Annotated in this window: 25 protein-coding genes; 18 read left to right on the top strand and 7 right to left on the bottom strand. The window is 58.3% G+C overall.

The window, feature by feature from the left end:
- Positions 1–255 precede the first annotated feature (255 nt).
- From gspG to ACEQU8_RS00055, 15 genes are all read left to right on the top strand, one after another.
- Positions 256–702 (top strand): type II secretion system major pseudopilin GspG, encoded by a 447-nt coding sequence (gspG, locus tag ACEQU8_RS00125; RefSeq protein WP_370260622.1) that lies wholly within the window; start codon positions 256–258, stop codon positions 700–702.
- Positions 674–1,201 (top strand): prepilin-type N-terminal cleavage/methylation domain-containing protein, encoded by a 528-nt coding sequence (locus ACEQU8_RS00120; RefSeq protein ID WP_370260621.1) that lies wholly within the window; start codon positions 674–676, stop codon positions 1,199–1,201. The genes gspG and ACEQU8_RS00120 overlap by 29 nt, the downstream gene beginning before the upstream one ends.
- On the top strand, positions 1,201–1,587 hold the full coding sequence (gene gspI / locus ACEQU8_RS00115; protein WP_370260620.1) for a type II secretion system minor pseudopilin GspI: 387 nt from the start codon (positions 1,201–1,203) through the stop codon (positions 1,585–1,587). The genes ACEQU8_RS00120 and gspI overlap by 1 nt, the downstream gene beginning before the upstream one ends.
- On the top strand, positions 1,584–2,294 hold the full coding sequence (locus tag ACEQU8_RS00110) for a type II secretion system protein J (protein ID WP_370260619.1): 711 nt from the start codon (positions 1,584–1,586) through the stop codon (positions 2,292–2,294). Before gspI ends, ACEQU8_RS00110 begins: the two co-directional genes overlap by 4 nt.
- A complete protein-coding gene (gene gspK / locus ACEQU8_RS00105) occupies positions 2,294–3,226 on the top strand; it encodes a type II secretion system minor pseudopilin GspK (protein WP_370260617.1) in 933 nt (310 codons plus the stop codon). The genes ACEQU8_RS00110 and gspK overlap by 1 nt, the downstream gene beginning before the upstream one ends.
- Positions 3,227–4,468 (top strand): type II secretion system protein GspL, encoded by a 1,242-nt coding sequence (gspL, locus tag ACEQU8_RS00100; protein ID WP_370260615.1) that lies wholly within the window; start codon positions 3,227–3,229, stop codon positions 4,466–4,468.
- The gene (gspM, locus tag ACEQU8_RS00095) at positions 4,465–4,986 is read left to right on the top strand and encodes a type II secretion system protein GspM (RefSeq protein WP_370260614.1); all 522 of its coding nucleotides are present in this window, start codon (positions 4,465–4,467) and stop codon (positions 4,984–4,986) included. The genes gspL and gspM overlap by 4 nt, the downstream gene beginning before the upstream one ends.
- Positions 4,983–5,714: a type II secretion system protein N gene (gene gspN / locus ACEQU8_RS00090; protein ID WP_370260612.1), complete on the top strand. Its 732-nt coding sequence runs from the start codon at positions 4,983–4,985 to the stop codon at positions 5,712–5,714. The genes gspM and gspN overlap by 4 nt, the downstream gene beginning before the upstream one ends.
- A gap of 26 nt (positions 5,715–5,740) precedes the next feature.
- Positions 5,741–8,095 carry a type II secretion system secretin GspD gene (gene gspD / locus ACEQU8_RS00085; protein WP_370260611.1) on the top strand — a complete coding sequence of 785 codons (2,355 nt, stop codon included), beginning with the start codon at positions 5,741–5,743 and terminating at the stop codon, positions 8,093–8,095.
- Positions 8,092–9,555 (top strand): type II secretion system ATPase GspE, encoded by a 1,464-nt coding sequence (gene gspE, locus ACEQU8_RS00080; RefSeq protein WP_370260610.1) that lies wholly within the window; start codon positions 8,092–8,094, stop codon positions 9,553–9,555. Before gspD ends, gspE begins: the two co-directional genes overlap by 4 nt.
- Positions 9,556–9,573: 18 nt before the next feature.
- Positions 9,574–10,788, top strand: coding sequence for a type II secretion system inner membrane protein GspF (gene gspF / locus ACEQU8_RS00075; RefSeq protein ID WP_370260608.1), 1,215 nt, complete (start codon positions 9,574–9,576; stop codon positions 10,786–10,788).
- Complete coding sequence (locus ACEQU8_RS00070) at positions 10,785–11,504, top strand: response regulator (RefSeq protein ID WP_370260607.1); 720 nt, start codon at positions 10,785–10,787, stop codon at positions 11,502–11,504. The genes gspF and ACEQU8_RS00070 overlap by 4 nt, the downstream gene beginning before the upstream one ends.
- A 71-nt stretch (positions 11,505–11,575) precedes the next feature.
- A complete protein-coding gene (locus ACEQU8_RS00065; RefSeq protein ID WP_372521221.1) occupies positions 11,576–13,408 on the top strand; it encodes an ATP-binding protein in 1,833 nt (610 codons plus the stop codon).
- Entirely contained in the window at positions 13,405–14,106 is a 702-nt protein-coding gene (locus ACEQU8_RS00060) for a response regulator (RefSeq protein ID WP_370260605.1), read from the top strand. The genes ACEQU8_RS00065 and ACEQU8_RS00060 overlap by 4 nt, the downstream gene beginning before the upstream one ends.
- A 59-nt stretch (positions 14,107–14,165) precedes the next feature.
- The gene (locus ACEQU8_RS00055; protein WP_370260603.1) at positions 14,166–16,031 is read left to right on the top strand and encodes an ATP-binding protein; all 1,866 of its coding nucleotides are present in this window, start codon (positions 14,166–14,168) and stop codon (positions 16,029–16,031) included.
- A 79-nt stretch (positions 16,032–16,110) separates the two neighbouring features.
- On the opposite strand, the gene ACEQU8_RS00050 is transcribed toward ACEQU8_RS00055, so the two are convergent.
- A complete protein-coding gene (locus tag ACEQU8_RS00050) occupies positions 16,111–17,037 on the bottom strand; it encodes a hydroxymethylglutaryl-CoA lyase (RefSeq protein ID WP_370260602.1) in 927 nt (308 codons plus the stop codon).
- Positions 17,038–17,052: 15 nt separating this feature from the next.
- Positions 17,053–19,104, bottom strand: coding sequence for a biotin carboxylase N-terminal domain-containing protein (locus tag ACEQU8_RS00045; protein ID WP_370260601.1), 2,052 nt, complete (start codon positions 19,102–19,104; stop codon positions 17,053–17,055).
- 87 nt (positions 19,105–19,191) lie between these two features.
- On the opposite strand from ACEQU8_RS00045, the gene ACEQU8_RS00040 reads away from it, so the two are divergent.
- Positions 19,192–19,638, top strand: coding sequence for a hypothetical protein (locus tag ACEQU8_RS00040; protein WP_370260599.1), 447 nt, complete (start codon positions 19,192–19,194; stop codon positions 19,636–19,638).
- A gap of 2 nt (positions 19,639–19,640) precedes the next feature.
- Here the strand turns inward: ACEQU8_RS00040 and ACEQU8_RS00035 are convergent, their stop codons facing one another.
- From ACEQU8_RS00035 to ACEQU8_RS00020, 4 genes are all read right to left on the bottom strand, one after another.
- On the bottom strand, positions 19,641–20,432 hold the full coding sequence (locus ACEQU8_RS00035) for an enoyl-CoA hydratase-related protein (protein WP_370260598.1): 792 nt from the start codon (positions 20,430–20,432) through the stop codon (positions 19,641–19,643).
- Positions 20,433–20,465: 33 nt separating this feature from the next.
- Entirely contained in the window at positions 20,466–22,076 is a 1,611-nt protein-coding gene (locus ACEQU8_RS00030; protein WP_370260597.1) for a carboxyl transferase domain-containing protein, read from the bottom strand.
- Positions 22,077–22,685, bottom strand: a complete 609-nt coding sequence (locus ACEQU8_RS00025) for a 2-hydroxychromene-2-carboxylate isomerase (protein ID WP_370260596.1) — start codon at positions 22,683–22,685, stop codon at positions 22,077–22,079.
- 83 nt (positions 22,686–22,768) lie between these two features.
- A complete protein-coding gene (locus ACEQU8_RS00020; protein ID WP_370260595.1) occupies positions 22,769–23,374 on the bottom strand; it encodes an exopolysaccharide biosynthesis protein in 606 nt (201 codons plus the stop codon).
- Between the two features lie 192 nt (positions 23,375–23,566).
- Between ACEQU8_RS00020 and ACEQU8_RS00015 the strand changes: the two genes are divergently transcribed.
- Positions 23,567–23,992: a hypothetical protein gene (locus ACEQU8_RS00015; protein WP_370260593.1), complete on the top strand. Its 426-nt coding sequence runs from the start codon at positions 23,567–23,569 to the stop codon at positions 23,990–23,992.
- A gap of 12 nt (positions 23,993–24,004) precedes the next feature.
- On the opposite strand, the gene ACEQU8_RS00010 is transcribed toward ACEQU8_RS00015, so the two are convergent.
- Positions 24,005–25,513, bottom strand: a complete 1,509-nt coding sequence (locus tag ACEQU8_RS00010) for a flavin-containing monooxygenase (RefSeq protein WP_370260591.1) — start codon at positions 25,511–25,513, stop codon at positions 24,005–24,007.
- A 118-nt stretch (positions 25,514–25,631) separates the two neighbouring features.
- Here ACEQU8_RS00010 and ACEQU8_RS00005 point away from each other — a divergent pair, with 118 nt between their 5' ends.
- Positions 25,632–26,357: a nitroreductase gene (locus tag ACEQU8_RS00005; RefSeq protein ID WP_370260589.1), complete on the top strand. Its 726-nt coding sequence runs from the start codon at positions 25,632–25,634 to the stop codon at positions 26,355–26,357.
- The last annotated feature ends 444 nt before the right edge of the window (positions 26,358–26,801 follow it).

Raw genomic sequence — 26,801 nt, 5'->3', positions numbered from 1 at the left:
ACGCATGGCTTAAACCGAACATCGGTTAGGACGCTCGGTTTAAGCCATGATTAAAGGTTTATCGGCGGTGTTCACCGCCAATGGTGAAATTATCAGCCTGTAAATGTACTGACGAAAGACCCTGTTTACGTGACAACCCGTGCCAACTTTACTGACGTGCGAACTTGTGCAGTTGCGCCCACAGCTTGGTGATTGCGCCTTCAAATGGGTGTAATCTCTGACAGTCATACTTTTGCGTCTTTGCCATTTTTTTATATGAAATTCAATTCTTCGTTTTCAAAGCGCACTCCGCGCGGCTTCACCCTCATCGAGATCATGGTTGTTGTGGTGATTCTGGGCATTTTGGCCACGTTGGTGGTGCCAAAAATCATGGGTCGCCCCGACGAAGCGCGGGCCGTTGCAGCCAAGCAAGACATCGCTTCCATCATGCAAGCGCTGAATCTTTACCGCTTGGACAACAGCCGCTACCCCACCACAGAACAAGGGCTGGCCGCCTTGGTGGAAAAACCGACCACCGAACCACAGCCACGCAATTACAAGCAAGGTGGCTACCTGTCCAAGGTGCCAACCGACCCGTGGGGCACACCTTACCAATATTTAAGCCCCGGTTTGAATGGTGAGGTGGATGTGATGAGTTTTGGTGCCGATGGCAAAGCCGGTGGCGAGGGTGTGAATGCAGACATTGGCTCCTGGAGCCTGTAAACGCTTGGCCTCGCAGACCGTGCGGGGTTTTACGCTATTTGAACTGCTGGTGGTGATCGTGGTGCTGTCGGTCGCCGCTGGCCTCATCGTGGTGCGCGGCACCCCTGGGGATGGCACCTACCTTCAGGCCGATGCGCAAAAGTTGTCCCAACTGCTGCGCATCGCGCAACAAGAGTCGATTTTAAAATCCAAAGACATTCGTTTTGTGGCTGACAGCCAAGGCTACGCCTTTCAGGAATTCACTGGCAGCCGGTGGGTGCCGGTGAGCACGGAACCCATGCTGAGGCCTCGCGCTTGGGACAACGGCCCTTTCAAAGTAAGCCTGGTTTATGAAGGAGCGGCCAACCAATACCTGACCCTGCAAAGCACCCCTGGCCTTGCTCGCCAGGCCGTGGTGCTGGAGCGCAACCAAACCCAGGTGGTGCTTCAAAGCCAGGCCAGTGGTTTGTTTGTGGTGAGCAAACCCCAGCAAAGGCCTCAGGCTGGCGGGATGAGTTGATGCAAAGGCACTGGCGCCCGCACCGTGGATTTACCCTGATTGAAGCCTTGGTGGCCATGACCATCATTGCGGTGGCGCTGATTGCCTGCCTGAAAGCCGCTGGCAACTTGAACCTGCAACAAGACGAAATGATCAAGCGTCAGTATGCGCAGTGGAGCGCCAACAACGTGGCCAATTACATTCGAGTGGCAGGCTTGTATCCGAATGCCCAAACAGCCAGCCAACAATGCCCGCAGGCCAACTTTCAGTTGGTGTGCGTGGTCACGGTGAGCAACACGCCGAATCCCAATTTCAGGCGGGTTGAAATCGTGGTGCGGGAGGCCCTGAGCGGCCCTGGCGGCAACGACCTGGCGCGGCTGGTTGTGTTTTTGAGCAGTGCGCCATGACCAACAAAAACAAGCGCCATGCGGGCTTTACCTTGCTGGAAGTATTGATCGCCTTGGGCATTGTGGCGGTTATTTCGGTGTTGTCGTGGCGGGGCTTGGAAGAGGTGCTGCGTTCGGCCCAGCGAGTGAGCGATGTGGATGCGCGCATGCAAACCCTTCAGGCCGTGTTTGGCCAGCTTCGCAAAGACCTCGATGCACTGAACCTGAATGGCGAGCCGCCCGGCCCTTTCAGCGATTTTATAGAAACCACAGGCAATGGCCTGCTGTTGCAAACCACACGCAGGGACACGAGCGAACCCGCTTACCGGGAGCAGGTGCAGTGGGTGTGGCAGAACAATCAACTCATTCGAATCACGCGCAGTGCTTTAAATCCCGAGCAAGCTGTACAGAGTGAGCCCATTGCCATGGCGGGCATGATTGTGCGTACCCTGCGAGAGCCGGGCGGCTGGAGCGCGCCTGTGGCCATCGGCAACCCGCAAGTGCCCCAAGCCACAGACCTAGAGTTGCAGGGCACCCCGCTGCAACCACTGCTCGGGCCAGGTGCTGGCAGCGCCCCTCCGCCCTCGGGCGAGGCCACACCGCCGGGAGGCAACCCGTCAAACGAGGATGGAGGTGGGCAAGCCTTGGTGCGGGCCGTGGAAGTGACGCTTACGCAAGGCAATGGGCAAAGCCTGACCCGCCTTTTGCTGACAGGAGGGCTGTACTGATGCGCCCCCACCAACAAGGCGCGGCTGTGGTGATGGCCCTTTTTATCGTGGTGTTGTGCACATTGGCCGTGAGCCCGCTGATTTGGAATCTGTTTGCCACCGCCAAAACCATCGCGGTGTCGGCAGCCCGCGACCAAGCTGAGGCGGTCAGCCGCAGTGGACTGGATTGGGCCCGGGTTATTTTGCGGGAAGATGCCCGGGTGTCGGCCAGCGATACGCTGACCGAGCCTTGGGCTGTGCCCTTGGCCGAGAGCCGCCTGAACGAAGGTTTGATGCGACAAGACCAAAATGCCACCGAGATTGAAGACCGCGAGGTGATATTGACCGGCCGCATCGAGGATGCACAGGGGCGCTTTAACTTGCGCAACCTTGGGGCAGACAACCCGCGCCAGGCCAATTGGTTGGAGGCCTTTGCCAAACTGTGCGAACTGCTGGGTGTGCCCAACGACCAGCGCCTGTTGATTGCGCAGTTGATTGCCCAAATGCACAGCCCGCCCACCAGCGCAGAGGGCGGCCAGGAACAGACCGCAAGCCGCTTGCAACCAGCCTTGCGGTGGGAAGAGTTTCAGGGCAAGTATGGCGTTGCAGAAGAAACCTGGAACCAATTGCGCCCCTATGTAGCGATTTTGCCCAAGCCCACAGGCGTGAATGCCAATACAGCCACTGCCGAGGTGCTGTATGCCGCCATCGATGAATTGAGTTTTGGAGACGCACAACGCTTGCTTTCGCAGCGCGAGCGCGTGAGTTTCCGTAATATTGCAGATGTGCGCAGCGCTTTGAATTCGAACATCACGGTCAACGGTGACATGGTGGGCGTGGCCAGCAGCTATTTCTTGGTGGAAGGCAGCGCACAGGTTGAAGAGGCGCTTATTCGTACCCGGGCCCTGCTGGAACGAAGGGACCAACGGGTTTACGTGCTGTGGAGACAATAATTGAACAAAAACCAGGCAACGCTGGTGCTGTGGTGGCCCAAGGCCAGTGAACAGACCCGCGCAGAAGAAGAAGGGCGAATGCCCCGCTTGCGCTTTGAGGTGCATGCCGCGCATGGCGACCGTTTGCACGGCGGCGAAGAGGCGTTGAACCGTCTGCCCACCGACATGCCCTGCCTGGTATTGCTGGACCCCACCGAGGTCGGCTTGTTTGCAGTAACACCGCCCAAGCTGTCGGGCAACAAACTCAAAGAGGCACTGCCCTTCTTGGTCGAGCCTTTTTTGCTGAACGAGCCCGAAGAGAACCACGTAAGCCTGTGGCCCTTGATACCCGGGCATTCACAGGGCGCGCAATTGGCTGCGGTGGTGGCCAAAAACCGGGCACGCAGCGTGGTGGCCCTTTGCCGGCAGCATGGGCTCAAATTGCTGGGCTTGTCTTGCGAAACCTTGCGCAGCAGCCACTCCGAGCGCGTGCTTTGGGTAAGCGGCGAGCACGCACTGATGGTCGATGGCGTAGACACGCCCTTGGTGCTGCCCTTGCAGCAAACCACCGTGGCCAAGGTATTGTTGGAGCAGCGATTGGCCACCTGCCCCGAAAACAGTGTGAGTTGCACCCCTGCAAGCATGGCCCGCTTGCAGCCCTTGGGGCTGGAAAACCACCGGGCATTGCAGGTGGGTGAAACCAAAGGGCTCGCGCCGCTGCGCAGCCTCACCAACAAAGCGCTGCTCAGCCAAGATGACATGCGCCGCATGGGTGTTCGTAACAGCGGACCCACCCCGGGTGTAAAAAAACTACTCGCCCCTGCACTGTCCCTGGTGGCGGTTGCTGTGGTGGGCCTCAACCTGCTGGCATTCAAGGCCACGCACACAGCCAACAGCATTGAACAAGCCATCGCAGACACCTACGCACAAGCCATGCCCAACACCCCGATGGTGGCCGACCCCCTGCTCTTGATTGAGCGCGAAAAACGCACCATTACTTCAGGCATGAACACCAGCAATGCAACCGGACTGGCCGCCCTGCTTCATGAAGTGGGGCAAGCCATGGAAGACGCACCTTTTAACAGCATGGTGGACTTGGCTTGGGCAGAAAACACGCTGAGTGTTCGATTCACCGCCAATGTGAGCGAGATTCAACAAGAAGAGGCCTTACAGCGCCTGAAGGCCAGGCGTCTGGACGCGAAATGGCTGATTGGCGCGAAGTCCAGGTTGCCGGTGTTGCAAGTAAAACGGGGGGCATCATGAGCAAGCGCCTTGCTTTGGGCAACAGCCTGCGCGACCGGCTTGACCAACTGAACCCACGGGAAAGAAAGCTGGTGACCTGGGGTGGCCTGGTGGCAGGCCTGCTGGTGTTGTGGTTGGTGCTGCTAGAGCCCGCTTGGCTCACCGTTCAAAAAGCGCCAGAAAACCAAGCCGCTTTGGTGGACAAGGCCGCATTGGTGATGCGCGCAGCCCAAGACCTGGAAGCCTTGCGTGGCACGCGCTCGCGTGTGGTGGTGCGCAACGAGGACCTGGACACCCGCATTCAGCAAATGCTTCTAGAGCATGGCATTGCCGAGCAGGCCACTTTGCGCCGCACCGAGGAAGGCGACATGCGGGTGGAATTTACGGGCACGTCGGCCACCGGGTGGCTGGCCTGGCTGGCGCAAGTGGAAGGCATTTCCAGCCTGACGCTTGCCCAAGCCGAAATGAGCAAAGATGAGGCCGGTATTGTGTCTGGCTATGTCAGCATGGTGCCCAACCAGCAGGCCAGCAAACCATGAAGAAATGGGCCCCCTGGCTGTCGCTCTTGGGTGTTGCCCTGTTGGCGTTGCTGCTGAATTACCCGGTGTACGCCTTGGCTGACCGCCTGGCCCAAGCCACCGGGGGCAAGGTGCAGGTGCTCAACAGCCAAGGCACCGTGTGGGCGGGGCAAATGCAGGTGGGTGTGTCAGATGGCGCGCGGGTGTATGCGATTGGCGAACCTTTGAAGTGGAACTTTTTTGTGAACCAGCAAAGCCTGTGGTTTGGCGTTCGGCTGGCTCATCCAAAATTGTTGGGGCCTTTGCATCTGGGCTTGGGCAGTGGCGGTATTACAGTGGGCGAAGGTGAAATGCGATTGCCCGCATCTTGGCTGGGTGGTTTGGGCGCACCCTTTAACACCATTCGCCCGGAAGGGCTGCTGCAGGTGCGCTGGCAGGGCTGGCAAAATGGACAGGATGTAAACCTTCGTATTCAGTGGCAAGATGCTCAATCGGCGCTGGCCAGCATTCGCCCGCTGGGCGAATATGTCATCACAGTGACGGGAAATCCTGATACAAAGGTGAACCTGGACTTGCGCACCAACAAAGGCGCTCTTCAACTGGAGGGGCAAGGCCACTGGTCCTCGGGGCAACGTTTTGTGTTCAGTGGATACGCCAGTTCCGATGAAAGAAGCAGGGAAGCGCTGACTGGTTTGTTAAGCCAAATGGGGCGACGTGAGGGCGACAAATACCGCCTGGGTGTATTTTGATGATTAAAAACAAGACAAAAGGAACAGTGACTTTGAACACTGAACGATTAGGGCGAGCAAGCTGCAAATGGCTTGGTTTGGCCATGCTGGGGATTGGCGTGGGTTTGGCCTTGCCAGGCCAGGCCCAGAACTTGAGCCTTCAAGGCAGCGCTCGCATGCAAAACGGCGCGCAAGATCGCTTTGCCCTGAATTTTGTGAACGCCGAAATTGATGCGGTGGTGCGGGCGATTGGCTCATTCACCAACCAAACCTTTGTGGTGGACCCCAGGGTGCGCGGCACGATTTCGCTGGTGTCCCCAGAGCCCTTGAGCGCAGCAGACGCCAAAAATGCGCTGCTGGCTGCTTTGCGCTTGCAAGGCTTCACCATTGTAGAAAGCGGTGGCGTGGCCCGTGTGGTGCCCGAAAACGATGCCAAGGTGCAGGCCTCCAACGACGTGGACCCACGCCGTGCGATGGACCAGGCTGGCGGGGCGATTGTGACCCAGGTGTTTCAGTTGAATTACGAGTCGGCCACCGCCCTGGTGCCCGTGCTTCGCCCGCTGATTGCCCCCAACAACACCATTGCCGCCTACCCCAACAACAATACCTTGGTGATCACCGATTACGCAGACAACCTGCAGCGCATCGCCAGAATCATTGCCACAATAGATGGCCCCTCTTCTGGCGATCTGGAGGTGGTGAACCTGGAGCACGCGCTGGCGGTTGACCTGGCTGCCATCCTGAACCGCATGCTCGATGAAGGCAACCGCGGCACGGGTGCGGCGGTGGATGCGGGCCAAAGGCTGACCGTGATGGCAGACCCTCGCACCAACAGCCTGCTATTGCGCACGCCCAGCAAGGCGAGAATCAACCTTGCCAAAGCCTTGATCAAGCGCCTGGACCAACCCACCAAGCAACCCGGCAATGTGTGGGTGGTTTACCTTAAAAATGCTGAAGCTGCGAAGCTGGCCAAAACCTTGCAGGCGGTGTTGACCAGCAGCCCCATTTCCGAAGCCAGCAACAGCAGCTTGAGCAACCTGAGCAGTTCTACCGGTGTGGCCGGTGGCCTGGGCGGGGACGCCAGCAACAATGCCACGCGCAACATCACCAATGGCAGCGCGGGTTTAAGCCTGGGCAACAGCGGCGGCTTGGGTGCGTCATCGGGCCAACTCAGTGCTGCTTCTGGCGTGACCGACGTGAGCAGTTCGGGCATTGTGCAAGCCGACCCCTCCACCAATTCGCTGATCATCACCGCCCCCGAGCCGGTGTACCGCAACCTGCGAGCCATCATCGAGAAGCTGGATGTGCGCCGTGCGCAGGTCTTTGTTGAAAGCCTGATCGTTGAGGTGTCGACTGACAAAGCCGCCGAGTTTGGGATTCAATTCCAAGGCTTGTCTGGCGCCAGCGCCGATGGCGCGAGGGTGATTGGCGGCACCAACTTTAATGCGCCCACCTCGGGCAGCAATATTTTGGGAGCCGCTGCCAATTTGGGCTCGGTGGGCCGTGGCTTGAACATCGGGATCATCGACGGACAAGTGAATATTCCCGGCGTTGGCACCATTTCCAACCTGGGCTTTTTGGCCCGCGCATTGGAAACCAAGGCCGATGCCAATATTTTATCGACGCCCAATATTTTGACCCTCGACAATGAAGAGGCCAAAATTGTGATCGGTCAAAACGTGCCTTTCATCACAGGGCAATTTACCAACACTGGGGGCAATGGCGCCACCGTGAACCCCTTCCAGACCATTGAACGTCAAGATGTGGGGCTGACCTTGCGCGTGCGTCCGCAGGTGTCCGAGGGTGGCATTGTGAAGCTGGGCATTTTCCAGGAAGTCAGCAGTGTGGTGGATGCGACCAATGTGTCGGGCATCATCACCAACAAACGCTCCATTGAAAGCAATGTGCTGGTTGAAACCGGGAACATCATCGTGCTGGGCGGCTTGGTGGAAGACCGCGTAACCGGGGGCGTTGAGAAGGTGCCCGGGCTGGGCGATGTGCCCGTGCTCGGCAGTTTTTTCCGCTATGACAACCGCCGCCGCCAAAAAACCAACCTGATGGTGTTTTTGCGGCCCGTGGTGGTGCGCAATGAAGACCAGGCCCAAAGCATTGTGACCAACCGCTACGACTACATGCGCAGCCTGCAGCAACAAACTCAGCCCGAGCAGCGTTTTGGCCTGCCCGACATGCAAGCCCCTGTGCTGCCCGCCCGTCGCCCAGCCGATGCGGCCAACCCTCGTGGCATTCAACCCATGCAGCCCATGCAACCCATGCAAGGCGAAGGCGCCATTCAGCTCACCCCCAGCACCCGGATCCTGGTGGTGCCGCGGCCGAGCCAGGGTGGAGGCGCGCCCGGTGCTGGCTCGGGCAACAACGCAGGCAGCGGGGAGACCAGGCCTTGAGCGATTTGCGATTTAACCCGCAAACCGTCGGGCGTTTGCACTACGGTTTTGCGCGCCAAAACCAAGTGCTGTGCCTACAGGCTGATGCCGGGCAGTGGCGGGTGGCTTTTGGTGCAAAAACACCCAGCCATGCGCTGATCGAAACCCAGCGAGTGGCCCCCTGCAGCATTGACTGGGTGTTTTGCGACGATGCCAGTCTGCTGGAAAAAACCATCAACCAGGCCTACAGCAACCAAGAAACCAGCGCAGCGGCTGTGGCCGACGAAGTGGCGGGCGACCTTGATTTGACCCAGATGCTGCAGGACATTCCCGCGGTGGAAGACCTGCTGGAAACCGAGGACGATGCCCCGATCATCCGCATGATCAACGCCTTGCTGACGCAAGCCAGCCGCGATGGCGCCTCTGACATTCACATTGAAGCCTTTGAGACCCATTCTGCCGTGCGCTTCCGGGTGGACGGCACGCTGCGCGATGTGTTGCAGCCCCGCCGCGAGTTGCACTCCGCCTTGATTTCCCGAATCAAAATCATGGCCAGCCTGGACATCGCAGAAAAACGCCTGCCCCAGGATGGCCGCATCACCCTGCGAATTGGTGGCAAGCCGATGGATGTGCGTGTGTCTACATTGCCCACGGGCCATGGCGAACGCGCCGTGCTGCGTTTGCTGGACAAAGAAGCCGGGCGGCTTGAACTAAGCCGCCTCGGCATGCCTGACCACACCCTGCGCGAAATGGACCGCTTGTGCAAAATGCCGCACGGCATTGTGTTGGTGACTGGCCCAACAGGCTCTGGAAAAACCACCACCCTCTATGCGGCATTGTCACGCATCGATGCGTCCACCACCAATGTGATGACAGTCGAAGACCCGGTGGAATACGACCTGCCCGGCATCAGCCAAACCCCGGTGAACGCAAAAATTGACATGACCTTTGCCAAGGCCTTGCGGGCTATTTTGCGGCAAGACCCCGATGTGATCATGATTGGTGAAATCCGCGACCTTGAAACCGCTCAAATTGCCGTGCAGGCTTCGCTCACCGGTCACCTGGTGTTGGCCACACTGCACACCAACGATTCGGTGAGCGCGGTCACGCGCCTGGTGGACATGGGGGTGGAGCCTTTTTTGTTGAGTTCCAGTTTGCTGGGTGTGTTGGCCCAACGTTTGGTGCGCCGCCTGTGCCCCCACTGCAAAACCAGCACAAGCGACGAGCAAGGCCACACCCATTGGCATGCCCAAGGCTGCGAGCACTGCGGCCACACCGGTTATGTGGGCCGCACCGGGGTGTACGAATTGTTCACCGTGGACGACGAAATTCGCGCCATGATCCACAACGAGGTGTCTGAAGCCGAAATGCGCAACCTGGCGCTGACCAAGGGCATGAAAACCATGCGCGAAGACGGCCAACGCTGGGTGGACAATGGCAACACCACATTGGAAGAATTGCTGCGCGTGACCCGCGATTAAAGGAAAAGGCAAGCAGGCATGGCTGTATTTCGCTATGAGGCGCTGAGTGCGCAGGGCAAAACCACCAAGGGCTCGATGGAAGCCGACTCAGCCCGGGCCGCACGCAACCAGTTGCGCATGCAGGGCATGACCCCCATTGCCGTGGAGGAGGTAAGCCGTCAGGCCAAGCAGGGCAAGCGCCGCAGCGCATTTGAACGCGAGCTTAGCCACCGTGAAGTGGTGCTGTTTACCCGCCAACTGGCCAGCCTGTTGCAAGCCCGCCTGGCTCTGGCTCAGGCGCTGGCGGCGCTGGTGGAGCAGGCTGAAAAGCCGCTCATTAGAGAGCGGATCAACAGCATCCGCTCCGAGGTCACCTCGGGCACCCCCCTGTCCCAAGCACTGGGGCATTACCCCAAGGCATTTCCAGAAATGTACGTGGCCACCGTGGCTGCTGGCGAGAACACTGGCGACCTGGGTGGCGTGCTGGCCAAACTCGCCGACGCACTGGAGGCCCGCCAGGCCTTGCAGCAAAAGGTGAGCGCTGCGTTTATTTACCCAGCCATTGTGACCGTCGTGGCCGTGCTTGTGGTGGTGGGGCTGCTCACCTACGTGGTGCCGCAGGTGGTGTCGGTGTTCGAAAACACCAACCAGGCGCTGCCCACACTCACGGTGGTCATGATCGCCATTTCGGATTTTTTAAGAGCGTGGGGTTGGTTGTTGGCACTGGCGTTGGTGGCCGCGAGCTATGCATTTCGAAGCGCTTTGCAAAACAAGGCATTTAAGCTGAAGTTTGACGAGGCTGTGCTTGGGGTGCCGGTGCTGGGGCCTTTTGTTCGGGCAGTGAACACTGCGAGGCTGGCCTCCACCTTGTCGATTTTGGTGGGCAGCGGCGTGCCCATCTTAAAAGCGCTGGCTGCGGCCAACCGCACTTTGGGCAACACCGCCCTGCGGCTGGCCATGGTCGATGTACAAGAGCGTGTCAAAGAAGGCCGTGCCCTGAGCAAGGCCATGGGCAAAAGTGGCCTGTTTCCCCCCGTGTTAACGCACCTGGTGGCCAGCGGCGAGGCCACTGGGCAACTGGCGGCCATGCTGGAGCGGGCCTCCGACTCACAACGCACCGAGGTGGAACGCAAAGCCATGTGGTTGACCAGCCTGATGGAACCTGTGCTAATTTTGGTCATGGGCCTGATTGTGCTGTTGATCGTGCTGGCCGTGATGATGCCCATCATTGAAGTGAACCAATTGATCCAATGAACAACGCGGACAAAGACCCGTCGACCTCAGCCCCCATCCGTGTGTTTGTGGTGGACGACGACGAGCAAATCCAGCAGGCGCTGAAGCGGGCCATTGAAACCCACAACGAACTGCATTGGCTGGGCAGCGCAGGCACCCTTCAAGACGCCCTGCACGCCCTGGCCAGCACCTCCCCCGATGTTGTGCTGGTGGACCTGGGCCTGCCCGATGGCAGTGGGCTGGAGCTGATTGCCCACATTCACCAACACCTGCCCAACTGCGAGAGCATGGTGCTGACCGTGTTTGGTGATGAGTCCCATGTCATATCCAGCATTGAAGCGGGAGCGACAGGCTACCTCACCAAAGACACACGCACCGCAGAAATTCTGGAGCGCTTAAAGCAGCTGCGGGCCGGCGGCTCGCCCATCAGCCCTGTGATTGCGCGACGCCTGCTTAAGCGCTTTCGGCAAACCACCAACGCGCTCAACACCCCCCTGCCACCCAAACCAGAGCTTGACGGCAAGTACCCGGCTTTGTCGGAGCGTGAACTGGAGGTGCTCGAAATGGTGGCCAAAGGCTTCATGCAGGCAGAAATTGCAGAACTGCTCGGGGTGTCTGTGAACACCGTGAGCACCTACATTAAACGCATTTACCGCAAACTGGCGGTGAACTCCCGAACCGGGGCGGTGCATCGGGCCAGCGCCTTGGGGCTCATCTCGCTTCGGGACTCACAGTGACCATGCGGGCAGGGGCAACTTGGCGGCAGCGCCTGTTTGCTCTGTACGCAGGGGCAGGCTTTCTGGCTTTGATGTTGGCCACCCTCTTAGGCTGGCAAATCTCACAGGACGAACCCAAAGCCGTAGACGCCATCGAGGTCACCCAGGCCAGGCTGCTGCGTGCCGAGCAGTATCAGATGTACCCGCCTTACGGCCTTCTCACGGCGCCGCTGGTGGCCCTGCCCAACCGCATCGACCAATGGCTTAAAACACCCGGTGGGTATTTTTGGTACGAGTTTGAGTTTCAGTACTCGCAAACCTCTCCGGTTGAATCCATTTACATCCCCAGACTGGCCATGAACGGCGAGGTGTATTTAAACGGCGAGCGCGTCGGTTACTTTGGCCCCATGGACAAAGACCAACTGGAACGCAACTGGAACCGGCCACAAATCGTCAATCTGGGCCCTGGGCGGGTTCGCATGGGCGAGAACACCGTGTCCATTCAGGTGTTTGCCTTCCCGGACTATCTGGCGGGTTTGTCCACCATCTGGCTGGGGCGTGATGCGGACCTTCGCAAGGCTCAGCGGGTGCGCCATGAAGTGCAGGTCACTTCGATCTACCTAAGCACAGCTTTTGTGATGGGGGCGGGCATTGTGCTGGCCATGCTGCTGGGCATGGGCCGCTCTCGCAATCTGAATTTGGTGTTGTTGGCGGCGGTGTGTTTTTTGTGGGGGGTGCGCAACCTGGCCTTCCTCACCGTGAACCCTCCCTTTCCTCACGAGGTGTGGGTGCGTATTACCCAGGGCGGGCTGCTGTTGTTTGCTTCCACCTTGGTATTGCTCATCCTGGTTTACACCCAAACCCACCGCAAACACTGGGTGTGGAAGGTGTGGTGGATTTTTAGCCTGAGTTTCCCGGTGTTGTTGGCCATCAATGCCAACTGGGCCCTGCGCCTGGTGAGCTACTACGGTTTTGTAGGCTTGCTGGTGTACGCCTGGAGCGTGCAAAGACTGATGCGTTTTGGAAATGCCCGGCAACAGCTTGCCCCGCATTTTTTTGCGTTTGGTATGTTGTGTTTTGTGAGTTTGAGCATTCTTGACCTGATGTTTTTGATCGGGGTGAGCGACTTTGACGGCTACTTTTTGAACCAATACATCGGGATTGTGATGTTTTTGGCCATGAGCTATTTTTTGCTCGACCGCTACAGCGGGTTGCTGCGCGAATCTGACGAGTTTAACGAAACACTGCAAACCCGCCTGATGCAGAGGGAGGCCGAGCTGGCCGCCCAGTACGACAACATGAAGCAAATCGATCAGGAAAAAGTTCGCCTGGCTGAGCGGCACCGCTTGATGGCGGACATGCACGATGGCATGGGGGCCAACCTGGTGGCGGCCATCCATCAAATTCAATCGCCAGCATTTGACAAAGCCAACACCTTGGAATTGCTGGAGAGCGGTTTGCGTGACTTGCAATTGAACATGGACTCGCTGGAACCGATTGAGGGCGACTTGGTCACCTTGTTGGGTGCATTTCGCTATCGCATCGCCAACAGCTTGAAAGCGAGCGGTATTTCACTGCTGTGGTCTGTGGATGAGGATGTGCCCGAGTTGAATTACCTCGACCCGCGCAATGCGCTGCATGTGTTGCGCATTGTGCAGGAGGTCTTTGCTAACATTTTGAAACATTCACAAGCCACCGCAGTGACACTGGCGGTGTTAAGGGGACCAAAATATGTGGGTGTGCACATAGAAGATAACGGGGTAGGATTCGACCTACAAGGTGCAACCCTTGGCAAAGGCATGAAAAACCTGCGACACCGCGCCGCACAATTGGGCGCCCACATGGCGATTGATTCCCGTCCCGGTGAAGGCACGCGTTTTGTATTGCATTTGCCACTAGAACACGGCAAGCCTGAGCACGCATGAACGCAAACAACCCAGACGCCTTCGGTGCCACACCCATCGGTGTGATTCTGGTGGAAGACGACCCCACCACACAGGACCACCTCACCCAGGTGATCAAGGGGTCTGCACGCTTGCAATTGCTGGGCCAAGCCAGCACTGCGCAAGACGCCTATTCTTTGTTGTTCATGACCGAACCCCACGTGGCGCTCATCGACTTGGGGCTGCCCGATTCCTCCGGCATTCAGATTATTCAATGGCTGAGCAAAAACAAGCCTGAAACAGAGACCCTGGTGATCACAGCCTTTGGCGACGAAGACCATGTGGTCAGAAGCCTGGAGGCTGGGGCCAGCGGTTACCTGTTAAAGGACCTGTCCAGCAGTGAGTTGGAGGGCCATATTCTTGAAGTGGCCAACGGCGGGTCACCGATTAGCCCACTGATTGCGAGGCAATTGCTGGGGCGCATTCAAAGCACTCAACCCCGCACCGAGCAATCGGCCGAAGTTCACGCCGCAAAAAAATCATCGTCCATCACCGATCGGGAGTTGATGGTGATCCAACAGGTGGCCCGCGGCTACACTGCCCAAGAAATTGCAGAGCAAATGGGCATTTCCAGCCACACGGTGGCCACCCATGTGAAGCGCATCTACAAAAAACTACATGTACACAGCCGCTCCGAGGCTGTGTATGAGGCTTCTTTGCTCGGGCTGCTCGACCTTTGATCACACCATCGCCCAGAACCCCCCGTTTTTTTAAATGGAAGTATCTGTTTGTTTGTGCCTTGACCCTGTTTTTGGCGGCCATGGGCACATTCCACGCTCCGCTGCATGTTTTGGGCAACGAACAACTGAAGCAAAGTGCTTACTTTTTAACCCAGGCTGACGTGAGTTATACCCAGAATACGGGTGCCAAGCCCCTGAACATGGCGGCCAATCCACAACGCCTTCAATTGCCACTCCCCGATTCTTGGGATCAAAGCAAACCCGATTTTGAGGGGCACGCCTGGTACAACATCCGGGTGAATCTCGACCCCCATCGACCGCTGCCCAACGCGCTGTTTATTCCCAGGCTTGTGATGAACGCGCATGTGTACATCAACGGTCACTGGGTGGGGGGCGAAGGCGCCATGCATGGGGAATTGGCACGCAACTGGAACCGGCCGTTTTTGTTTCAGTTTTCGCCCTCGCTTCTTAATGCCGGAGAAAACCTGATCCAGGTGCAAGTGGCGGGCTACAACAACTACCGCAGTGGCTTGGGGCGGATGTGGCTGGCCGAGAGTACGCTGCTTGAACCTTTGCACAAATCGGCATATCGCTGGCAAATCACCGGCTCGATGCTGGCCACCTTGGTTGCATTTGGAAGTGGTTTGTTGATCTTGGTGTTTTCGCGCGCATTCCCGGCTGAGCGAGGGCTGGTGTATTTGGGCCTGGCGGTGATGGTGTTTGCCATTCGCAATACTGGTTATTTTTTAGACTGGGCGCCCCTGCCCCACGCCTTGTGGGCCCAAACCGTGCACAGCCTGCACGCCTGGTTTGCCTGCCTGTATTGCCAGTTTTTGATCCGCTACATGCGCCTGGAATGGCGTGCCATGCGCACTGCACTTTGGGCCTATGCCCTGGTGGTTAGCCTGCTGACGTTTGGCGCAGGCAGTGAGACCATTTTGCAATTCACCTTTGCCTTGCTGTTGCCTGTGTTGCCTCTGGTGTTGTGTCTTAACCTGATGCTGTTGGTTTACGCCTGGAAACAGGAAGACTGCGAGGGCATGCTGCTGGGCTTTACCTCATTGTTGTTTGTGCTGCTGAGTATTCGGGATTTGAGCATCATGATTGGCATGCTGCCCAATGAATCGGTGTTGCTGTCCCAATACACCGGCATATTGCTGTTCATCTGCGGGGCATGGATTATTTTTGGGCGTTTCAGGGACATGATGGGCCAGCTCACGCAGTCCAACGAGTTTTTGAACTCGGAACTGGCACAGCGGGAACAGCAGCTGTTCAGGCAATTCAATTTGCTGCGCAAGGTGGAGCAACAGCGCGCCAAAGACGATGAGCGGCGCCGCATTATGCAAGACATTCATGATGGCGTGGGCTCCAGCCTGGTGTCGGCCCTGAACTTGAGCGAAGTGCGAACCCTGCAACCCGAGGAGATGCGCGATGTGCTGCAAGACTGCCTGGACGACCTGCGCATGGCCATCGACTCCCTGGACCCGCAAAGCGACGACCTGCTGGCCTTGCTGGGCAACTTCCGCTGGCGCTATGAGCGTCGCTTGAAAACCAGCGGTATTACCCTGCATTGGCAGGTGCAAGACATTCCCAAGCTGGAAGGCTACACCTCGCGTGACCTGTTTGACTTGCTGCGCATTGTGCAGGAAGTGTTTGCCAACGCGTTGAAACACGCCAAGGCCAGCACCATTGAATTAAAAGTGACTTGGAGCGAGGAGCGCAATGTGGTGTTGCTGTCGATTTGCGACAACGGCGTGGGCATGCCCAAGAACCCATTGAACCAGGGCCGAGGCCTGGCCCACATGAAGATTCGAGCCAAGGCCATTTTGGTGGATTTGTACTGGCAGAGTGGCCTGGAAGGCAAGGGGGTGGGGGTGTACCTCACCATTCCGAAGGTGCGGCAGCGCGAGGCCGCACCGCAATAAGTGCAAGCAGCAGGCTCACCGACGACGCCCTGTTGGCGCAATCAAGGGGCTACTTGGCTGTGGCTTTGGCCTTGTCGATTTAGTTCACTTGTGTCTTTAACCACTGCGCACGGCCTGCGCGGCTTTGGTACGGTTTGCCCAGTGCCTCAGACACCCAAGCGCCGGTTTGCACCAACAAGGCCATGTTCAGGCCAGTGTGTATGCCCAAACCTTCCAACAAATACACCACGTCTTCGGTGGCCACATTGCCAGTGGCTCCCTTGGCATACGGGCAGCCGCCCAAACCAGCCACAGAGCTGTGGAAGGTGGCCACGCCCAGTTGCAGTGCGGCATAAATATTGGTCAGCGCCTGCCCGTAGGTGTCATGAAAATGCCCCGCCACCCGGTTTAAACCCACGGCATAGCCCACGGCTTCAAACACACGCTTGACCTGCTCGGCTGTACCCACACCAATGGTGTCGGCCACGTCGAACTCTTGCACGCCGATGCTTTGCAAGCGCAAAGCCACCTCGGCTGCAGCCTGTGTGGCCACTGGGCCCTGGTAGGGGCAACCCAAGGCGCAAGAAATGGAACCGCGCAAGTGAATGTGATGCTGCATGGCCAATTGCGCCACTGGCGCAAATCGCTCGATGCTTTCCTCGATGCTGCAATTGATGTTTTTTTGGGTAAACGCCTCGGACGCGGCAGTAAACACCACCACCTCATCAACACCCGCCTCGATGGCGGCTTCCATGCCTTTGATATTGGGCACCAAAGCCGAATAGGCAACTTTTGGGGCCTGGCCTTCGGCGGTTTGTCGCAGCCCGGCCAACACCTGCGCCCCATCGGCCATTTGCGGCACCCACTTGGGCGACACAAAAGCCGCCGCCTCCAGACGCTCGACCCCGGCAGCCAGCAATCGACGGCACAGCTCGACCTTGGTGTCGGTGGCAATGGGCACCTTTTCGTTTTGCAGGCCATCGCGTGGCCCCACTTCCACCAAGGTCACTTGGCTTGGTAATTTCATGATTTAGCCCGGGTTTTATTGTTCTTCTTCAAAGTGTATCAGTTCGGTGCCTTCCAACACCTGGTCACCCACCGGGTGCGGAATGGCCTGCACCACGCCATCGCGCGGAGAGGTCAGCGTGTGCTCCATTTTCATGGCTTCCAGCCCAATCAATGGCTGACCTTTTTTAACCGACTCACCCACCTCTACAAAGACGGCAAACACCTTGCCCGGCATGGGGGCGGCCACCCCATGACCTGCCTCGCCTTGGTCTGCCTGGATGTGGGCGGGGTTTTGCCAGGCCAACACAGCCTGCTCACTACCCACGTGCACATGCAGTTGATCGGCCAGCCATATCAAATCGAAACACGCCCCGGCGTGTGGGCCTTGCAACACCTCGCCTGTGAGGCGCAACAATGGAGCTTGGGTGGCAGAATGCACACGCAGTTCAAGCTGCCCCTGCGGCAAGGTGACCCGCATGGCTTGTGGCATGGCCCGCACATGGGTCCGCGTGCTAAACGCGTTTGAATGCCACTGCCAATGGTCCACCCGCAGGGGGGCGGCAGCTTGGTGAAACCCGTCCAATTGCGCCAGGGGGTTGCCTGCCTGGCTACCCCCCACGGCCTGCGCCCAGCGGGCCAGGCCTGCCAGGGCATGCAGTGTGGTTTGATCTATGGGCATGGCGGGTGCATGGTCCTTGGTTTGGTTTTGCATGCGGTCGATCAACCCGGTGTCATAGCCCCCCGCCACAAACTCGGGGTGCAGGCACAGGCTACGCAACCAGGCCAGGTTGTTTTTAACCCCCACGCAGCGCAGGCGTGCCAGCCCCTCAGCCAGGCGATTAAGGGCCACGTCACGGTTGGGCCCCCAGGCAATCAACTTGCCCACCATGGGGTCGTAGTGGGGGGCAACTTCCAGCCCCGAGGCCATTGCGCCATCCAGCCTTAGGCCTGCGGTGTCACGCTTGCCTGCACGGTGTTGAAATGCCGTGAACTCCACCGCAGAGGGCGACTCCCACAGGGCCACCTGCCCAATGGCTGGTAAAAATCCTTGCTCGGGGTTCTCTGCGTACAAGCGGGCTTCAAAGGCATGGCCATCAATGTGAATGGTGGATTGCTGTGCCGGCAAGGGTTTGCCTGCGGCAATGTCCAATTGCCATTGCACCAGGTCAAAGCCGGTGATCATCTCGGTCACCGGGTGTTCCACCTGCAGGCGGGTGTTCATTTCCATGAAGTAAAAGGCACCGCTGGCGTCCATCAAGAACTCCACCGTGCCCGCCCCCACGTAATGGACAGCACGGGCCACTTGCACGGCTGTGGCCCCCAGGGCCTGGCGCTGCTCATCGGAGAGCCCCCAGGCAGGCGCCTCCTCGATCACCTTTTGATGGCGGCGCTGGGCCGAGCAGTCGCGCTCAAACAAATGCACCACATTGCCATGGGTGTCGGCAAATACCTGCACCTCCACATGGCGAGGCTGGATGATCAGCTTTTCCAGCATCACACTGGCATCGCCAAACGCATTGGCGGCCTCGCGCTGGCAACTTTGCAAAGCCGATTGCAAATCTTCGGCCTTGTGCACGGCCCGAATGCCCTTGCCCCCGCCCCCAGCCACGGCCTTGATCATGAGCGGATAACCAATTCGATCGGCCTCCCGCTGCAAAGTGGGTAGGGACTGGTCTGCTCCGAAGTAACCAGGAATCAGCGGCACCCCGGCTTTGGCCACACAGGCCTTGGCTTCGCTTTTGCTGCCCATGATGCGAATAGCATCCACGCCGGGGCCGACAAACACCAGCCCGGCATCGGCACAGGCCTGTGCAAAATCGGCGTTTTCAGACAAAAATCCGTACCCCGGGTGAATGGCTTGCGCGCCGGTTTGTTGGGCGGCCTCAATGATTTTCGCGATGTTGAGGTAACTGGCGCTGGCCGCAGGCTCGCCCAAACACACCGCCTCATCGCATTCGCGCACATGAAGGGCGTTGGCATCGGCTTGCGAATACACCGCCACGGTGCGCAAACCCATGGCTTGCGCGGTGCGGTTGATGCGGCGGGCAATTTCGCCTCGGTTGGCGATCAGCAGGGTTTGAAACATCGAAATAAGTTCTATCTTGTTGAAAAAAGAATTTGTGAACTGGGCAGCCAGCTTGACCACTCAAGTCTTTAAGCCCAATTCACACACATGACATCCATTCAATCCACACAATCCGTGCAATCCAATTCGGCCGGTGCCGCAGCGCCCGAGATCCACCTGTCTGACCTGCTGTCCACCACCGATCTGGCAAACCACTTGGTCAAGCAGCTTAACCTTGGCCAGTTGAAGGCCGTGGCCTGCTCCAGGGACACGCTCATGGCAGTCAACCGCGCATTTAACAAGGAGCTGCCTCAACTCCTCAATGCCTTAAATACAGCAAGCCCCGAGATACGTTCAAGATTCAACCATGTTCACCTGAATCGACCAGAAAATCTTGAACGACTCGCACACCTGGCTCAAGTGCCTGCCAACCCCAATGCAGGCGTAGCAGCAGGGCCAGCAATTCCACCCCCACACGCAGCTCCACAACCCGGGCAATTGCTGCGTCAGCGCTTGCAAGCCCAGCTACAGGCCAGGCTTCAAGGGGGCCAATAAGCCTAGCGAGCCCAAGCTGGCGGGCGTTTTTCCATAAACGCCATCATGCCCTCGGCGGCCTCGGCACTGGCCCGCACTGCGGCCAAACGGGCAGCCACGTCGGCATGGGTTGCATCGTCGGTGATGTCCATGCGGCTTACGTCCCTCACCAGCTTTTTGCATTCGGCCATGGCCTGCGGTGCGCAACTGGCCAGCTCGGTCAATATGCTCGCCAATCGGCTGTCGAGTGTCTCCGGGGTGGTCAATTCATGCACCATGCCCAACTGGTGGGCCTTCTCGGCGGTGAAGGTTTCACCTGTGATGAAGTAGCGGCGCGCAGCCTGCACGCCCATGGCTTGAACCACAAACGGGCTGATGGTGGCGGGTATCAAGCCGCGCTTCACCTCGGGCAAGCCAAACTTGACGTTATGACTGGCCACCACAATATCGGCAGCACTGACCAAGCCGGTTGCGCCCGCAAAACACAAGCCATGCACGCGGGCCACCACAGGGCGGGGGCATTCGGCAATGCCCCGGAACAAGCTGGTCAGGGTGTGGCCACTTTGTTGATTGGCCGCAGCTTGTTGGGCCATTTTCATCATGTAACCCAAATCGGCCCCGGAGCAAAATGCATCGCCATTGGCAGCCAGCACAATGGCTCGGGTGTCGGGGTCGTTGCCCAAGCGTGCAAACGCCTCGACCAGTTGCTCAATCATCTCGCCGTTCATGGCGTTTTTGACATGCGGCCGGTTAAGCGTTAGCCAGGCAATGTTGCCTTGGCGGGTCTCCAGCACTGCTTGTTCTTGTTCGCTCATGGGTTTGTCTCCTGCCCTCTGTGGGTGCTTTTTTTACATGCGATACACGCCAAAGCGCGTGTCGGGGATGTCGGCATTCAAACTGGCCGACATGGCCATGCCCAGCACTCGACGGGTGTCGGCCGGGTCGATCAGGCCATCGTCCCAGAGGCGCGCCGTGGCATAGTAGGGTTGGCTTTGCTCGTCGAACTGTTTCAGTGTGGGGGCCTTAAACTCGGCTTCTTCCTGAGCGCTCCAACTGCCGCCCTTGGCCTCAATCTGGTTGCGTTTTACAGTGGCCAGCACACCGGCAGCTTGCTCGCCCCCCATCACGCTGATGCGTGAATTGGGCCACATCCACATGAATCGAGGGCTGTAAGCACGTCCACACATGCCGTAATTGCCCGCGCCAAACGAACCACCAATCACCACGGTGAACTTGGGCACCTTGGCGCAAGCCACGGCCATCACCATTTTGGCGCCGTGGCGAGCAATGCCCTCGTTTTCGACTTTTTTGCCCACCATAAAACCGGTGATGTTTTGCAAAAACACCAAGGGAATTTTGCGCTGGCAACACAATTCGATGAAGTGCGCGCCTTTTTGGGCGGACTCTGAAAACAAAATGCCGTTGTTGGCCACAATGCCCACGGGCATGCCATACAAGCGGGCAAAGCCACACACCAAGGTGGTGCCAAAGCGGGCTTTGAATTCATCGAATTCGCTGCCATCGACCAGGCGCGCGATGATGTCGCGCACATCGAAAGGCTTTTTGGTGTCGGTGGGCACAATGCCATAAATTTCTTCGGCGCTGTACAAAGGCTCGCGCGGCTCGGTGAGCGCCCAGGGGTAACGTTTCTCGGGCCGCCCCAGGTTGGCCACAATTCGGCGCGCAATTTCCAGCGCGTGCTGGTCGTTTTCGGCCAAGTGGTCCGCCACACCCGACAGGCGAGTGTGCACATCGGCGCCCCCCAGTTCTTCAGCGCTCACCTTCTCGCCAGTGGCAGCTTGCACCAAGGGGGGACCACCCAAAAATATGGTGGCCTGGTTTTTAACAATAATGGCCTCGTCGCTCATGGCGGGCACATAGGCACCGCCCGCCGTGCAACTGCCCATGACCACCGCAATTTGTGCAATTCCCTGCGCACTCATGTTGGCCTGGTTAAAAAAGATTCGGCCAAAGTGATCGCGATCGGGAAACACCTCATCTTGGTTGGGCAGGTTGGCCCCACCCGAGTCCACCAAGTAAATGCAAGGCAGGTTGTTTTCCGCCGCCACCTCTTGGGCGCGCAGGTGTTTTTTAACCGACAAAGGGTAGTAGGTGCCGCCTTTCACCGTGGCGTCGTTACACACAATCATGCAGTCCACCCCACTGACCCGACCTATGCCGGCAATGGCGCCAGCACCTGGGGCAGCGTTGTCGTACATGCCCCAGGCGGCCAGCGGGGCGAGTTCCAAAAACGGGGAGCCCGGGTCGAGCAAGCCAGCCACCCGCTCGCGGGGCAACAACTTCCCGCGGGCTGTGTGGCGTTCGCAGGCCTGTTGACCACCGCCTTGGGCAACCACGGCCATGCGCTCGCGCAGCTCCTGAACCAAGGTCCGCATGGCCTGGCTATTGGCTGCAAAATCGGGGCGGGTGTTGACGTTGTTGTGGGGCAAAACAGCCATTTAGAAAGGCCCCTCCACCACCCAGCGGCGCAGTTGATCCATGCGGTCTTGGCCCCAAAAGGCTTCACCATCCACCACGAAGTAGGGGGCGCCAAACATGCCCACGTCCACCGACTCCTGCACAGCGGCTTTCATTTGTTCTTTGATGGCCTCGTCGCTGTTGGCCGCCGCCAGTGCGGCCCCATCCAAACCCAAGGCGTCTGCAACGGCCTTCACACCCTCTTCGGTGGTGATGTCCTGCTGGTCCACAAAATAGGCGCGGAACAATGCACGGGTGAACTCGCCAACCTTTTCGGGCTGGGTGGACTTTAATTTCAGAATGGCCCGCGAACCCACCGTGGCATTGATGGGAAACTGCTTGGGCCAATTGATTTTCAGGCCGTGAAACCGAGCGGTGCGCGCAAAGTCGCGCGCGGCATACTTGCCTTTGGCCGGGTTCATCATGGGGGCAGAATTGCCTGTGGCCTTAAAGACAAAGCCCAACAGAGTGGGTTTGTAGTTAACGGAGCGCCGGCCCGCGGCGGCAATGTCTTCAATCAACTCGGCGGCCACCCAGCTGTACGGGCTGGTGAGGTCGTAGTAGAAATCAATCGTTTGTTTGGTTGTCATGGTGTATTGCCGCTCCAATCAAGAAGTTTCCCTGATTCTATCGGACTAAGGCCAGGAATTTGCAAGCCATGGGTGCGCCCTGCTCAGGAAAAAAGCCAGCCCAACCACTGCGCTGCCCACGGCTGCTGCATGGCCCACACAAAAAGCGCATAACCGCCCCACCACAAACCCACCACCAGCAGGGCCGCCAGCACGGCAAACCCGTAACCAGCCAACACCAAAGCGCCATCGCGCACCCGCAAACCAAAGGTGATACACACCATGGCTGCGGCGGGCAACACATTGTCGAAGCTGGCAAATGGAACGGGCGCTGCCATGGTCAAGCCTGCAAAAGCCAGCATCAAGCCATTTAGGGGGCGCATACGACGGTGACTCATCAAGAACAGGCGCGGACGACTGCGCCGCCCCACCCTGCGAATGAAGGCATACAAAATGCGATGCAACACCGCCGCCGCTCTGGGGGGCAGGCGCTTTTCAGCCAGCCAGCGGGGAATGGGTACACCAAAGCCCGCCGCGTAACCCAAACCCAACAAGCAGGTGAGGTAACCCAGCGTGGTGGCCACGCCTGGGATACCAAAAGGCAACAGCAGCGGCAAAGCGGCCAATCCTATCCAGGTGAGCTGCTGTTTGGGGCTGCGCCCAATGGCATCGCCCACCTTGGCCTGCGCCATGTTGTTGGCAAAATTCACCACTTTGCGCCAAGCAAAGGGCAAGGGCGGCTCAGCAAGCGTTGTTGTGGTTTTTTGAGGGGGCAAAACGGGCATACCTATTTAGAGTGAAGTACAAACCCGATGGACAAGGGTCTGCGGGCGATTTATAACACAGAGACCGTCACTTGCAATGCATCACCCGAAGTGATCACTCTTTGAAGGAGATCCGTCATGCCTAGTTTAACAACCCGTCAAAGCCGGTGGCGCTGTGCAGCATTGTTTGCGGTGGGGCTGTTGTTGGCGGGGCAGGCAAAGGCCTCCGAGCGTTTTCCTCACGTGATGAGCCCCATGGATCACTTTCTGCAAGGCGATGTTCACCTGGCAGTGGAAACACGGTTTGACCAATTGCAGGCGCAAGGCCCTTTTCCGCTGGGCAAGGCCCTGTTCACCATTGGACGCACTGACCTGCTGGGCTTAAACCCATCGCTGAACAGTTTTGAAGTGAGCACACTGGAGGTGCCGCTGGGCGGCAATTTCGCCGTGGATCAGGAAGAGCCTGTGGCTTTTAGCCAAGCGCGGCAAGCGCAAAAAGCACAACGCCCCAATCGGCAAGCCTTTCGGGGCGTTTTTCGTGGTTTGATGGGCACGCCGTTTTAAGCGGCAACCACCTCAAGCGGCGGCTTTCTCGGCCCGCTTGGGCTTGGCTTTGCTGGCCGCACCCGTCTTTACAACACTGAACTCCAACACGCCGTCTTCAATCTCGCCTTTTTTCAAACGAGGGCGATCGGCCAGGTAATTGTTCTCGATGGTCCAAGGCGCAACCGGGCCCTGCTTGGGCAGCCTGTCGGCGGCACGTTTCATGTAGCCCGCGTCCAGGTCGAACATGGGCGAACCGTCTGGGCTCACGCCTTCGGCGTTGGGCATCACGCGGTTGTAGCCCTTGGCATCCATGTGGTTGATCACGCGGCAAACAAACTCGCTGGCCAAGTCTGCCTTTAAGGTCCATGAAGCATTGGTGTAACCAAACACCATGGCAAAGTTGGGGATGTTGCTCATCATCACGCCCTTGTAGCTCATCACATCCCCGATGTGCAAAGGCTCGCCATCTATGGTCAGACCCATGCCGCCGAGGATCTGCAAATCAAGGCCCGTGGCCGTTACCACGATGTCGGCCTGCAACACATCACCGCTCTTGAGCTGGATACCGTCTTTCACGAAGGTGTCGATGTGGTCCGTCACGATACTCGCTTTGCCCTTCTTGAGCACTTTGAACAGATCGCCATCGGGCACCACACACAGGCGCTGGTCCCAGGGGTTGTAATAGGGGGTGAAATGCTTCATGTCAAAGTTTTTGCCCATGCGCGCACGGGTGGCCCCCAACAGCAGGCGCTTGACTGCGTTTGGGCGCTCCTTGGACAGCTTGAAAATCAAGCGCTGCAAGGCAATATTGCGGGCCCGCCCCAATTTGTACACCAGGCTGTCTGGCATGAATTTTTTGAGCACCACCGACACCGGGTCCACCGAGGGAATCGACGCGATGTAGGTCGGCGAACGCTGCAGCATGGTGACATGGGCGGCCTGGTCAGCCATGGCGGGCACCAGGGTGATGGCCGTGGCGCCACTGCCGATCACCACCACGCGCTTGCCACTGTAATCCAGCTTTTCCGGCCAAAATTGCGGGTGAACCACGGTGCCCTTGAAGTTTTTGATGCCGGGAAATTCTGGACTGTAGCCTTGGTCGTAGTTGTAGTAACCCGTGCATCCCATCAAGAAATTGGCCGTGTAGGTTTGCTGCTCGCCAGTTTCTTCGATGACACCTTCAACCACCCACTGATTGGCCGAACTGTCCCAGTTTGCACTGGTAACTTTGAGCCCAAACTGGATGTCCTTGGTCACACCGTACTCTTTGGCGGCCTCAGTCACATAGTTGCGAATCTCGGTGCCGTTGGCCAACACTTTCTCGCCCTTCCAGGGTTTGAAGCTGTAGCCCAGGGTAAACATGTCGGAATCGGAACGGATTCCGGGATAACGGAACAGATCCCAGGTGCCGCCAATCGCTTTGCGGCGCTCCAAAATTTTGATGGTTTTGCCTTTGCAATTCTGCTTGATGTGGCAAGCTGCACCAATGCCCGACAAACCAGCGCCAATGATCAGTACGTCTACGTGTGGATTGTTCATTCGTCGTCCCCTTATGTGACTTTTTGTATTGTCAGTTAAGAGCATAGTGGGGAGCCGGTGGTGCTGGCTAGTAATAAATACTCTAAACTCGCTCAAATATTACACAGCAAAAGAAAAAATGGAATTTTTAGATACCTTGAAACTGCGCCACAGCGTTCGCGCTTTCGACCCCAAACCCGTGCCCACCGAGGTCTTGGATCAGCTACTTTCACAGGCTGCACTGTCACCAAGCTGGTCCAACACACACCCATATCGGCTGGCGCTGGCGACCGGGCCGGTGCTGGAAAGCCTGCGCCAGGAGTTGTATGCGCGTTTTCAGGAGACCATCAAACTGCAACGCGGTGGCAAACTGGCTCAAATCAAAGGTTTGCTAACCCGCAGCAAGGGCATCCCGGATGGCGATGTCAAACCGGTGGTGAACTACCCCAAAGACCTGCAACCCCGCCGCGTTGAATGCGGCAAAGGCCTGTATGGCGTGCTGGGGGTGGCCCGCAACGACCTGCACGCCCGTGATCAGGCCATGGCGGAAAACTTTCGCATGTTTGGTGCCCCGGCAGCCGTGTTTGTGTTTGTGCACGAAGGCGTGGGCATTTACAGCGCCTTGGACGCCGGTATTTATCTTCAAAGCCTGATGCTGGCAGCCACCAACGCGGGCTTGGGCACTTGCGCCCAAGGTGCACTGGGATTGTTCCGCAGCCCACTGGACAAACACTTTGACATCCCCAAGCAATACAAGCTGCTCTGCGGCGTGGCCATTGGCTACGAGCTGGATGTACCCGTGAACAAATTTCAGCCTGAAAAAATTTCAGCCAGAGAGTTGATGGTGCCCTTGCGGGCGCGATGATCCGGGGCCATATCCCTTTGCGCATCTTTATTGCGCAGCGTGTTGGTTTCGGGGTAGCGCAGGTCGCTGGGCATGGGATTGGCCCGTTGCTTGTATTTAGCGCAGCGTATTGGGGCCGCGCTGGAGCCTGGGTGGCACAGGTCGCTGGGCCTGGGATCAGCCCGTGTATCCCTTCTTGTCCCTTCCGAGGGGGCATGCAAGGCGAAAATGTCGCCATTGCATCCGATTCGGTTTCCCGCCAAGCGGGGCTTGGCGGGAAACACGCCTCGGCCCCTCGGTGTGGGCCAAACCGGGCGGGCTGCCCTGAATCGGCCTGCGCGGCCTGTGCCACCCCAGCCCCTTCGCTTGCCCAGAAGCCAGCAGGGACCAATGCCCCTGCAGCGACCTTCAGGACAATCTGCCCGACCGTGCCAAGAATGAACGGTGCCCCCCCCAAGGGGGCAG

Origin of the sequence: Limnobacter sp., assembly GCF_964228395.1 — a bacterium.
Lineage (GTDB): Bacteria > Pseudomonadota > Gammaproteobacteria > Burkholderiales > Burkholderiaceae_B > Limnobacter.
This window is presented reverse-complemented; position numbering and strand designations above follow the sequence as displayed.

Excerpts from the sequence above, each read along its gene's own strand:
- ACEQU8_RS00010 (WP_370260591.1), bottom strand. The coding sequence starts at position 25,513 with ATGAACAATCCACACGTAGACGTACTGATCATTGGCGCTGGTTTGTCG.
- ACEQU8_RS00065 (WP_372521221.1), top strand. The coding sequence starts at position 11,576 with ATGTTGGCCACCCTCTTAGGCTGGCAAATCTCACAGGACGAACCCAAA.
- gspM (WP_370260614.1), top strand. The coding sequence starts at position 4,465 with ATGAGCAAGCGCCTTGCTTTGGGCAACAGCCTGCGCGACCGGCTTGAC.
- ACEQU8_RS00005 (WP_370260589.1), top strand. The coding sequence starts at position 25,632 with ATGGAATTTTTAGATACCTTGAAACTGCGCCACAGCGTTCGCGCTTTC.
- gspF (WP_370260608.1), top strand. The coding sequence starts at position 9,574 with ATGGCTGTATTTCGCTATGAGGCGCTGAGTGCGCAGGGCAAAACCACC.
- ACEQU8_RS00040 (WP_370260599.1), top strand. The coding sequence starts at position 19,192 with ATGACATCCATTCAATCCACACAATCCGTGCAATCCAATTCGGCCGGT.
- gspG (WP_370260622.1), top strand. The coding sequence starts at position 256 with ATGAAATTCAATTCTTCGTTTTCAAAGCGCACTCCGCGCGGCTTCACC.
- ACEQU8_RS00025 (WP_370260596.1), bottom strand. The coding sequence starts at position 22,685 with ATGACAACCAAACAAACGATTGATTTCTACTACGACCTCACCAGCCCG.
- ACEQU8_RS00035 (WP_370260598.1), bottom strand. The coding sequence starts at position 20,432 with ATGAGCGAACAAGAACAAGCAGTGCTGGAGACCCGCCAAGGCAACATT.
- ACEQU8_RS00030 (WP_370260597.1), bottom strand. The coding sequence starts at position 22,076 with ATGGCTGTTTTGCCCCACAACAACGTCAACACCCGCCCCGATTTTGCA.
- gspN (WP_370260612.1), top strand. The coding sequence starts at position 4,983 with ATGAAGAAATGGGCCCCCTGGCTGTCGCTCTTGGGTGTTGCCCTGTTG.
- gspK (WP_370260617.1), top strand. The coding sequence starts at position 2,294 with ATGCGCCCCCACCAACAAGGCGCGGCTGTGGTGATGGCCCTTTTTATC.
- ACEQU8_RS00120 (WP_370260621.1), top strand. The coding sequence starts at position 674 with ATGCAGACATTGGCTCCTGGAGCCTGTAAACGCTTGGCCTCGCAGACC.
- ACEQU8_RS00050 (WP_370260602.1), bottom strand. The coding sequence starts at position 17,037 with ATGAAATTACCAAGCCAAGTGACCTTGGTGGAAGTGGGGCCACGCGAT.
- gspI (WP_370260620.1), top strand. The coding sequence starts at position 1,201 with ATGCAAAGGCACTGGCGCCCGCACCGTGGATTTACCCTGATTGAAGCC.
- ACEQU8_RS00045 (WP_370260601.1), bottom strand. The coding sequence starts at position 19,104 with ATGTTTCAAACCCTGCTGATCGCCAACCGAGGCGAAATTGCCCGCCGC.
- ACEQU8_RS00110 (WP_370260619.1), top strand. The coding sequence starts at position 1,584 with ATGACCAACAAAAACAAGCGCCATGCGGGCTTTACCTTGCTGGAAGTA.
- ACEQU8_RS00015 (WP_370260593.1), top strand. The coding sequence starts at position 23,567 with ATGCCTAGTTTAACAACCCGTCAAAGCCGGTGGCGCTGTGCAGCATTG.
- ACEQU8_RS00070 (WP_370260607.1), top strand. The coding sequence starts at position 10,785 with ATGAACAACGCGGACAAAGACCCGTCGACCTCAGCCCCCATCCGTGTG.
- ACEQU8_RS00060 (WP_370260605.1), top strand. The coding sequence starts at position 13,405 with ATGAACGCAAACAACCCAGACGCCTTCGGTGCCACACCCATCGGTGTG.